This window comes from Pedobacter sp. HMWF019, assembly GCF_003061025.1.
Taxonomy (GTDB): Bacteria; Bacteroidota; Bacteroidia; order Sphingobacteriales; family Sphingobacteriaceae; genus Pedobacter.
Window position 1 is genome coordinate 1 of the sequence record NZ_QAIL01000012.1, and the last position, 10,200, is coordinate 10,200.

7 protein-coding genes are annotated in these 10,200 nt (G+C 39.2%); 1 reads left to right on the top strand and 6 read right to left on the bottom strand.

What is annotated here, in order from left to right:
• The first annotated feature begins 226 nt into the window (after nucleotides 1–226).
• The gene (locus tag DBR11_RS00510; protein WP_108549652.1) at nucleotides 227–2,761 is read left to right on the top strand and encodes an ATP-dependent Clp protease ATP-binding subunit; all 2,535 of its coding nucleotides are present in this window, start codon (nucleotides 227–229) and stop codon (nucleotides 2,759–2,761) included.
• A gap of 56 nt (nucleotides 2,762–2,817) precedes the next feature.
• On the opposite strand, the gene DBR11_RS00515 is transcribed toward DBR11_RS00510, so the two are convergent.
• From DBR11_RS00515 to DBR11_RS00540, 6 genes are all read right to left on the bottom strand, one after another.
• Nucleotides 2,818–3,891: a PA0069 family radical SAM protein gene (locus DBR11_RS00515; RefSeq protein ID WP_108549653.1), complete on the bottom strand. Its 1,074-nt coding sequence runs from the start codon at nucleotides 3,889–3,891 to the stop codon at nucleotides 2,818–2,820.
• 35 nt (nucleotides 3,892–3,926) lie between these two features.
• The gene (locus DBR11_RS00520; protein WP_108549654.1) at nucleotides 3,927–5,153 is read right to left on the bottom strand and encodes a carboxypeptidase-like regulatory domain-containing protein; all 1,227 of its coding nucleotides are present in this window, start codon (nucleotides 5,151–5,153) and stop codon (nucleotides 3,927–3,929) included.
• 40 nt (nucleotides 5,154–5,193) lie between these two features.
• On the bottom strand, nucleotides 5,194–6,858 hold the full coding sequence (recN, locus tag DBR11_RS00525; protein ID WP_108549655.1) for a DNA repair protein RecN: 1,665 nt from the start codon (nucleotides 6,856–6,858) through the stop codon (nucleotides 5,194–5,196).
• Between the two features lie 106 nt (nucleotides 6,859–6,964).
• On the bottom strand, nucleotides 6,965–8,671 hold the full coding sequence (locus tag DBR11_RS00530; RefSeq protein ID WP_108549656.1) for a M56 family metallopeptidase: 1,707 nt from the start codon (nucleotides 8,669–8,671) through the stop codon (nucleotides 6,965–6,967).
• A gap of 4 nt (nucleotides 8,672–8,675) precedes the next feature.
• The gene (locus DBR11_RS00535) at nucleotides 8,676–9,062 is read right to left on the bottom strand and encodes a BlaI/MecI/CopY family transcriptional regulator (protein ID WP_369974410.1); all 387 of its coding nucleotides are present in this window, start codon (nucleotides 9,060–9,062) and stop codon (nucleotides 8,676–8,678) included.
• A gap of 96 nt (nucleotides 9,063–9,158) precedes the next feature.
• On the bottom strand, nucleotides 9,159–10,058 hold the full coding sequence (locus DBR11_RS00540) for a DUF4835 family protein (RefSeq protein WP_108549658.1): 900 nt from the start codon (nucleotides 10,056–10,058) through the stop codon (nucleotides 9,159–9,161).
• Nucleotides 10,059–10,200 lie beyond the last annotated feature (142 nt).

Below are 10,200 nucleotides of genomic sequence, written 5' to 3' on the forward strand. Positions count from 1 at the left end.
AATTTGACAGTATTAAAAAGGACATTTTTTCGTCTGACATAATTACTTCTAGTTCTTGCACCCAGGCTGAATAAAGTCAGAACTTAGTAAGTTTTATGAAATAACGGCAGCTCAGAGATCTTTTTCCACTGATATGGCGTAATTGTTGATAAAATAATAAAACTGGTCGCGCTTATTTATAAAACATTTTTATAGTTTAGAGCATTCCGGTTTAGAAAGGTTATATATGGAAGCTAAATTTTCACCACAAGTTAAAGACGTGATTTCGTTTAGCAGGGAAGAAGCCCTGAGATTAGGTCACGATTATATCGGCGCAGAACATCTTTTATTAGGCTTGATTCGCGAAGGCGATGGTATGGCTATTAAGATATTAAAATCATTAGGGGTCGATACATCTAAGTTGCGCCGTTCAATTGAAGACGCTGTTAGAGGCACTTCCAGTGTTACAGTTAACCTTGGGAATATCCCGTTAACTAAACAGGCTGAAAAAGTACTGAAGATTACTTATCTGGAAGCTAAAATATTTAAAAGCGACCTGATCGGTACAGAACATTTATTGTTGTCTATTTTGCGCGACGACGATAATATTGCTTCTCAGATCTTATTACAATACAGCATCAATTACGAAATTTTCAAACAGGAAGTTGAGGTAAATAAAAACGGTTTCAGAGATGACCCTCAAGGTAGTGCTTCTACTGGAGGTGACGATGATTACCGTGAAGAGGAAAGCTTCAGCAGTCCTAAGAAAGTTTCCGATATCAAATCTAAAACTCCGGTACTGGATAATTTTGGAAGAGATTTGACTAAAGCTGCAGAAGAGGGCCGTTTGGATCCGATTGTTGGGCGGGAGAAAGAAATAGAACGTGTGTCACAGATCTTGTCCCGTCGTAAAAAGAATAATCCTATACTGATCGGTGAACCGGGAGTAGGTAAATCTGCTATTGCAGAGGGATTGGCCTTGAGAATCGTACAACGTAAAGTCTCCAGAGTTTTATTCAACAAACGTGTAGTTACTTTGGACCTTGCTTCTTTGGTTGCAGGAACAAAATATCGCGGACAGTTTGAGGAACGCATGAAAGCAGTGATGAATGAACTGGAAAAATCTACAGATGTGATCCTGTTTATCGATGAGATTCATACCATTGTTGGAGCAGGCGGTGCCTCCGGATCCTTAGATGCATCCAATATGTTTAAACCTGCATTGGCCAGGGGAGAGATACAATGTATCGGTGCAACAACGTTAGATGAATATCGTCAGTATATTGAAAAGGATGGTGCTTTAGACCGCCGTTTTCAAAAAGTAATGATTGAACCAGCTACACCTGATGAGACCATTGAGATCCTGAACCGTATTAAAGAAAAATACGAAGATCACCATGGTGTTACTTATACAGACGAAGCGATCAATGCCTGTGTAGCTTTAACTTCACGTTATATTACAGACAGATTCCTTCCTGATAAAGCTATTGATGCTTTAGATGAGGCAGGTTCAAGAGTACACCTGACCAATATTCATGTTCCTGAAAACATCATTGATATTGAAACCAAGATCGAAGACATCAAGGTAGAGAAAAATAAAGTGGTTAAAAGCCAGAAATATGAAGAGGCTGCCAAGCTTAGAGATACAGAGAAAAATCTTTTGGAAGAGTTGGATCGTGCTAAAGCAGAGTGGGAAGCGGAAACAAAGACAAAACGTTATGTAGTTTCTGAAGAAAACGTTGCAGAAGTGGTTTCTATGATGACAGGTATTCCGTTGCAAAGGGTAGGACAAACCGACAGCCAGAAACTGTTGAATATGTATGATACTGTTGCACAGAAGATCATTGGTCAGGATGATGCAATTAAGAAATTAACTAAAGCCATTCAACGTACCAGGGCAGGACTGAAAGATCCTAAGAAGCCTATTGGGTCTTTTATTTTCCTGGGTCCAACTGGAGTGGGTAAAACTGAGCTGGCCAAAGAACTGGCGAGGTTTATGTTTGACAGTGATGATGCCCTGATCCAAATCGACATGAGTGAGTATATGGAGAAATTTGCGGTATCCCGTTTAGTAGGGGCGCCTCCAGGATATGTAGGCTATGAAGAAGGGGGGCAGCTGACTGAAAAAGTTCGTCGTAAACCGTATGCAGTGATCTTACTGGATGAGATTGAAAAAGCCCATCCGGATGTATTCAATATTTTATTACAGGTGCTGGATGAAGGACAATTGACAGATAGCCTTGGTCGTAAGGTCGATTTTAGAAATACCATCATCATTATGACCTCTAATATTGGTGCGCGCCAGTTGAAGGATTTTGGTCAGGGTGTTGGTTTCTCTACTGCGGCAAAAACCAATCAGGTGGATGCACACTCCAGAGGTGTTATTGAAAATGCGTTGAAACGCGCTTTTGCCCCAGAATTCCTGAACAGGGTAGATGATGTAGTGGTATTTAATACTCTAGGTAAAGAGGAAATTTTCAAAATCATTGATATTGAATTAAAGTCATTATTTGGCAGAGTTCATAATCTGGGTTATGAGATCAAATTAACCGAAGGTGCTAAAGACTTCATCGCTGGTAAAGGATTTGATCCGAACTTTGGAGCAAGACCACTTAAACGGGCGATACAAAAGTACCTGGAAGACCCTATTGCAGAAGAAATTCTGAAAGGAGAAATTCATGACGGTGACGTACTGGAAATAGATTACGATAAAGAGAGTGATCAGATTGTAGTAGTCAACAAGAACTCAGGTAAGAAAAAAAGAAAAGAAGAAGGAGCCTAAACTAAAAAAGGCAAATAAATGAAAAGTCCTGCAGGGTTATCCTGCAGGACTTTTTTTTAAAAGAAACTTAGCTGTGAGCCAGGTATCTGGAAAAGGCTGGAATCCAAATGAATTCTGTTGACGTTGAGTTTATTTAACCGGCAATGAAGATCAAAGGTATCCTTGATCATTTTGGAGATGTTACCTCCTCCATGCATTCGCTGGCCAAAACGACTATCATTAACTTGTCCGCCGTGGCAGGACTGGATCATGTGCCAGACTTTATCAAATCTATCCGGATAATTCTTCTTCAGCCAATCTTCAAATATAGGTCCTATGGCTCCGTTTAATCTTACTATGGTATAACCTGCATTTTTTGCACCACAATCCGCAATCGTTTTTAAAATTAGAGGGACTTCATGATCGCTCAGACCTGGTACCAGTGGTGCAACCATAACACCCATAGGAATGCCCGCTGAACTCAACTGTTCAACAATTTTTAACCTTTGACGTGCAGTTGTGGTTCTGGGTTCCATCCTTGAACGTAAGTCTTCATTCAGGCTGTTAATCGATACATAGACCATACATAGATTTAATTTTGCCAATTCCTGCAAAATGTCCTTATCTCTTAAAATCAGTGCATTTTTTGTAATTAAACCAACTGGCTGCTTATAGGCCAGCGCAATTTCCAGCAGTTGTCTCGTGATTTTGAACTTTCTTTCTGCAGGCTGATAGCAATCTGTATTTCCGGAAAGCGAAATGACCTCAGCCTTCCAGTTCTTTTTATCAAGGAACTTCCGGAACAATTCAGGGGCATCCTTTTTCACTATAATCTTACGTTCAAAATCAAGACCTGCACTAAAACCCCAGTATTCATGCGCATTTCTGGCATAACAATAGGTGCAACCATGCTCGCAGCCCTGGTAAGGATTCAGAGAATAAGCCATTCCCACATCCGGACTTTCTACTTTATTGACTATAGATCTCGACTGGCCAAAAATAAATGTGGTTTTGCTGTTTTCGGTTTCCCAGTCATCAATTCCCTCCACATGTTCTTTAACATAATCATTTTTTAGAAAATGGTTGTGTGGATTAAACTGGGAACCGCGGCCTTTTAAATAATTATCTTCTTTTTCCTGATCTACTGCCATAAATCAAAAATACTAATATTTTTAGTATTTTTGATTTATTTTGAAGGAATTATATAATCCATAGGAACCATATCTGCAATCTTTTCATATGCCCAAAAACCCTCAAAGAGCAGAGCTTTGGGTTCATGAATACCTCCTGAAGCATAAAAATGTACAGGGGCCTGTAATAAATGAACTACAGATATTTCGTAATTAGGTACATCCAGTGGTCTGCTTACAGAGTGCCCAGAGTTATTCGTATATTCAACGGTTTCCAGCTCCTTGGTATACATTACATATAAATCGTCTTTATAGTTCATGGTTTTGAGATTGGGCTGATATTGTCTAACAAGGGTGTCCGTTAAAACCTGTGCCCGGTTTAAAGTACTGATCTCTCTCGGAAGTTTTTTTAAGGCCATCCAGTAGTTGAGAGAATCATTAACTGCCGAGCCAAAACGGATTACCCCGTGCTGGGCTTTGGTTAATCTTTTAATATTGTTATTAATCAGGCTATCTGGTGGTCTGCTGGTATTGTTAATTTTAATGAGTTTGTTGATAATGAAACCTTCTTCTTCGCTTCGGCCCTGGTAAAGAGATTTAAAAAAATGTTGAGAAGAGCCATAGTAGGCAATTTCCCTGTTCTTTGCCCAGAGCCTTTTCTTGGAGCCCGAACCTTTCAATTCCTCAAAATTCGGTAAACCTGCATAATAAACAATATGCGTGTTGTAGTTGTACTCAAAGAATTGGAGCATGTATTTTAGACGATATCCCAGGGCTTTATTTTCGATCACCAGAAAATCATTGGATTTAACGGTCAGTACCCTCATATTATCATCGTAATCGGTATAAAGAACCTGAGGATTCAGAATTTTGCATTTTGTTGCATTTGGTGTTTTGCCAATAAAAAATTCTTTGAAAAGATTAATATAGCGTTCGCGGTTTGGATCAGTACGGATCACAACCTCATTAAGCTGGATGGTGTTTTCCTGTAAAGTAATCTCTATCACTGCCGATTTGTCGGATAGGATTACATTCTTGGTGTAGGGCAAAAAACCCATCATTTGTACCAGGACATCATAATTACCCGGTTTGAGATTGCCTAGTGTAAACCTGCCATCATTGGTGGTCACTGTTGCTGTCTTATAGCCGCTCAGATAGATCCCGGCTCCCGGAATAATCTCTCCATTTTTATCCTTAACCTTGCCAGATATGGAAAGGTTTTGTGTGAAGCCAGAAACAGAGAGGATTAACAGGAAACCCAGGAGGTATAGTGATCTGATCATGAAAGCTAATGTAGCTAAATATTAGATACTTAAAAAAGGTCTATCTCGCTTTATATTTCAGTAATTCTTTTGCATTTTCAAGAGCTGATTTTCCAGGTGGTTTTCCACTGAGCATTTCAGCAATAACATAGATACGGTCTTCTTTATTTAATCTTCTGATTCCGGTTGTTGTTTTCTCGGAACTTTCATTTTTATAGACAAAGAAATGCGAATTGCCTTTTGCGGCGATCTGAGGAAGATGGGTGATACAAACCACCTGCATATTCTGTTCCAGTTCTCCAATAACCTGACCAACCCGAAGGGCTACTTCTCCGGAAATACCTGTATCGATTTCATCGAAAATCAAGGTTGGTAAATCGGAATGTTTAGCCAGAATAGACTTAATGGCCAGCATGATCCTGGATAATTCCCCACCAGAAGCTACCTTGGATACCGGTGCAGGTGCCTGTCCATTATTGGCAGAAAACAATAAGGAAATGCTATCCTTACCATCTTTATTAATCTCTTTGAGCAAAGTTTGTTCAATCTTAATTTTGGCATTGGGCATTCCTGTCTGGGCTAGAATCTGGTCAACCTGACTTTCTGCAGCTTTGATGGATTTGCTGCGGTTTAGGGATAAAACTGCCGCTGCCTTTTCCAGACTGGACTTTAATTTCTCTGTTTCTGCAGCTAATCGTTCAATTTCTTCATCACCACTGATAATGAGCAGCAGATTGTCCGAGAGCTGATCTTTCAGCGCAATTAATTCGGCAATACTATTTACTTTATGCTTTTGCTGTAGGGTATAGATTACATCCAGGCGGTGATTGATATCTTCTATCCTGGTGGGACTGAAAACTACATTTTCTTCCAGTATGGAGAGTTCGTCACTAATGTCTTTCAGTTCAATAAATGCAGATCTTAAGCGCTCATTGAGCGCTGTATAGGATGCATTAAATTGCTCAACCGATTGCAATTGATTGATGGCTTCTTTGAGAACAGGTACAACAGAAACTTCCTGTTCACTCAGTAGCTGATAACTGTTTAACAGGCTTCGTTTAATCGATTCTGCATTGTTTAAGGCTTCCAGTTCGTTTTCCAATGCTTCCTGTTCTTCTTTCTGCAAATTGGCCTGTTCCAGTTCATTAAATAGAAACTGCTCATAATCCTGTTTGTTTCTGGCCTCATCAGCTTTTAACCGGAGTTCATGCAACTGTTGCTGGTTCTTTCTGTATTGCCTGAAATCCTGTCTGTAAATGGTCAGCTGAGCTTCATGATTGGCCAGGCCATCCACTACGGCCAGCTGAAAACCGGGATCATTCAGTTCCAGAGTCGCATGCTGGGAGTGAATATCAATCAGCCGTTCACCCAATTGTTTCATTACAGATAGGGTAACTGGTGTGTCGTTGATAAATGCCCTGGATTTTCCATCTATCGAGATTTCTCTTCTTAATATACTTTCTTCATGAAAATCAAGATCATGTTCTTCGAAAAGAGGAACCAGTTTATTGTTTTTTAGCTTAAAGGTGCCTTCTATAATGCACTTTTTTTCCTGGTTAAAAAAGTACTTTGTCTCTGCACGCTGTCCCAGTATCAGGGAAAGGGCTCCAAGCATAATAGATTTTCCGGCTCCAGTTTCACCAGTGATAATGTTCAGGCCTTTATCCAGCTCCATTTCAACATTATCAATTAAGGCATAGTTGCGTATAGAAAGTTTTTGTAGCATATCCTTCGCTAAATTAGGAAAACTCTTACTCAATATACTTATTCTTTATAAAGAAAAAACGGCAGAAGAAATACGCCTGCCGTTGGTTTTTAAATTCGTGTGTAGCTTAATTTTTTGCTGCTGCTTCTTCTGCTTTTTTCTTTTTCAACTGCTCTACATCTTTATTGAATTTAGATTGTAGTTCTTTGTATTCCGGAGAACCATAAACCGTATTGAGGTCTTCCATTTTTTTCTTCCATTCTGGTGAATTGAAATGTATTTGTAAGTTTTGTGTGGTTTTGAACAATTTTTCCTGCTGTTTCTTCCATTCGGGTGAATTGAAATGTATTTGCAGCTTTTGGGCGTTTTGAACCATCTTTTCCTGCTGCTTTTTCCACTCTGGTGAATTGAAGCGTTTTTCCAGTTCTTCTGCATTCTTCTGCATCGAGATCTGCTGGTTTTTCCAATCCTCAGAATTAAACTGCTTAACCAGGTTTGCACTTTGAATCTGGATATTCTCCATCTGTTTTTTCCATTCTGGAGAAGCCATCATGATTTGTATATTGTTTGTAACAGCATTGGTTAGTGGGGAAAGAACCAGCTGCAGACTGTCGGAGTTGAGGGAAAATACACCATCCGACGTGGTGGTCCGCAAGCTGTCAGGAAGTTCCTGGATAGAACTATATTCTTTTTTTACCCCATTCTTATCTGTGGTAATGACCTTAATTTTTTTCTTCTTTGTTGTATCTGATGGAAGTGGTTTGGTCTGAAGGTTTGTTTCAGTTGAAGCAACAAATGTGACTGCATGAGTTGCTTTTTTGAATACTTTTTTGGAGGATTCCAGGGAGGCCTTAGAAGGATTGATCCAAGCCAGGGAAGCAATGGTTGCTACGGTAAGGCAAATCACAAAGACCTGTTGTTTGATGTTGATGTAATTCGTTTTCATATCAGTGATTCTTTTAATGCGTTGATAAAGGTGCTGCTGGTTTCCGCTTGCCGCCATAGATAGGGCGGGTGTGTTTTTTTGTTTGATCAGTTCAAGTTGCAGTAAAGCGTGAGCATATGTTAATGGAGTGCCTGTGCGTTTCACGACCAGATCGTCACAAGCATGCTCGCGCTCTATTTGAATGAGTTTGCTGCACATCCAAACAAAAGGATTAAAGAAAAGTATCGTTTCGATCGCTGTTTTAACCAGATTTAACAGGTAATCATTTCTTCTGATGTGTGAAAGTTCATGGATCAGTATGGACTCTACATGGCTCATCTCTAATTGTGTAACATAGGCCACCGGGAACAAAACAACCGGTTTAAAATAACCCAGTACCAGAGGAACATTTACATGTTCAGATAAGAAGAAGCCAATATTCTTTTTAAGCCGGAGATCTGTCTTTATATTGTTGAAAAGTTGTTGCCAGTTTTCTGGGATAGCTGTAGTTGCTGCATTTTTAAGCTGCAGAAGTTTTAAATACCCCGAAGTGACAATGCCCATTTGTAAAACAATACCAATTAGATAAAGTACCACCAGTATAGGAAAGAAGCTTTCTGCCCTGCTGCTCAAGGAAATCGGGAAAGCATAATTGTTGGTGGGAAAGAACGTATGCTGTTGACCCGAAATTTGTACAGGAACCTGGAATATAGAACAAAATGTGATACAAAAAGCAACGAATATCCCACAAATAGAAGCATAAGCCAGGTTGTGCTTAATCCTGGCGCTGATCCGTGGAAATCCCTGGAACAGAATAAACAGTAGAATATATACTGCTGCCCCTTGCCATAATGAATGAAATATACTCCAGCCTGTTGCCTTGATGAAATTGTTTACCAGTGGTTCCATTTTTTTATTTTTTACTTAGTTCATCTAAATACTTTTTTATAGAATTGATTTCGTCTTCACTTGCCGTATGATTCCCCAGCGCCTGCATGACCAGTCTTGCGGCAGAGCCATTAAAAACGTTGTCGATCATTTTATTGACCAGTTGCTGCTGTGTTTTTTGCTGATTGACCAGCGCGCGATAGATATGTGTTTTGGAAGAGGTATCCCTGGATACCAAACCTTTTTCATGCATGATTTGCATCAGTTTCAAGGTAGTTGTGTAACCCGCTTCTTTATTCTTTTCCAGGATCTCATGCACCTCTCTAACTGTGCAGTCTCCTTTCTCCCATAAAATCTGAAGTATCTCTAGCTCGCTTTCGGTTGGTTTAGGAGAAATTTTTGTATTCATCATTTGTTGTACGAATTGTTTCGTAATCAAATGTACGAATATATTCGTATAAACAAAATATTTTTAAAAAAATACAGATATAATGTGTTTAAGGCTGAATTACAACGTTTTTTTAATTTGATCGTATTTGCTAATATTGGCTGGATCAATATCAATAAGCAAATTATAGGCACTCATCTTATCCTGGGGATTGGCAAGAGAGAATACCCCAACAATTTCTTCTGCTTTAGCAGCAAAGTAAACATTAGGAAATATAGACCCTAATTTTTGCTTGTCCATTTGTTGTAGTTCAGGAAGAAATGAAAGGATATTTTTTGTCGCTTTTAGACTGTTGTCCTGAAGCAGATCTAATCCGTTAATGTGGTAGTTATAAATGAAAGATCTTAGCTGTTCAAAACTGTTGTTTAGTAAGTTCTCATTTAACCAATACCTGTTACGCAGACCGTCATAAGCTTTCCATCCGGAATTTCCTCCGTTTTGTGCCAGATTCATAATGTTCTGAGCCTTGATAAACATTTGTGTGCCGCCCATTTTACTGAATGTATCTTTATCCAGTCCAATCATGGTATATGCATAATAGGAGAGGAGGGAGCCCAGATTGGAAAGAAAATTCTGGTCTGAAAAGTCTACAGGTTGGCCATCGGTATAATTGAAATCAAAATCCTTATCGCTCATGTTTAACAGTGTACTGCTATAGGAGGAGCCAAATACAGGTCTTCTGGATTGTATTTGTGCCTCTGCTTTATAGGTCGAACTACCGTCCCAACTGTTGATGGTAATTACAAAATTGCACTCTATTCTTTCTTGTGGGAGATAAGTCTCGTTCGTCCATTTATTGTTGTTCAGAAAATCCCTTATGGTGGTTTGCAGAGCTTCTAAATTCTTCTTGTCTATGTTTTGTACTTGGGGTGCCAGTAGCTGTACTCTGGCGTTAATTTCCTGTGCCCTTAGCCCGGAAATAAATAGATAGGGAAGGATGAACAGAAGGAGTTTCTTCATTCTTTTATAAGCGTTAATATTTCTGCACTGATGTCTTTTGCCACATCAGTTTTAGACTTTATTTCAAAAGTCTTTTTTTCAAAGTTCTTATTAAAGATAGTAATTTTATTGGTATTGGTTTGAAAGCCCGCTCCCTTATCAT

Coding starts and splice junctions, on each gene's coding strand:
- DBR11_RS00540 (WP_108549658.1), bottom strand. CDS start 10,058: ATGAAGAAACTCCTTCTGTTCATCCTTCCCTATCTATTTATTTCCGGG.
- DBR11_RS00520 (WP_108549654.1), bottom strand. CDS start 5,153: ATGATCAGATCACTATACCTCCTGGGTTTCCTGTTAATCCTCTCTGTT.
- DBR11_RS00535 (WP_369974410.1), bottom strand. CDS start 9,062: ATGATGAATACAAAAATTTCTCCTAAACCAACCGAAAGCGAGCTAGAG.
- recN (WP_108549655.1), bottom strand. CDS start 6,858: ATGCTACAAAAACTTTCTATACGCAACTATGCCTTAATTGATAATGTT.
- DBR11_RS00530 (WP_108549656.1), bottom strand. CDS start 8,671: ATGGAACCACTGGTAAACAATTTCATCAAGGCAACAGGCTGGAGTATA.
- DBR11_RS00515 (WP_108549653.1), bottom strand. CDS start 3,891: ATGGCAGTAGATCAGGAAAAAGAAGATAATTATTTAAAAGGCCGCGGT.
- DBR11_RS00510 (WP_108549652.1), top strand. CDS start 227: ATGGAAGCTAAATTTTCACCACAAGTTAAAGACGTGATTTCGTTTAGC.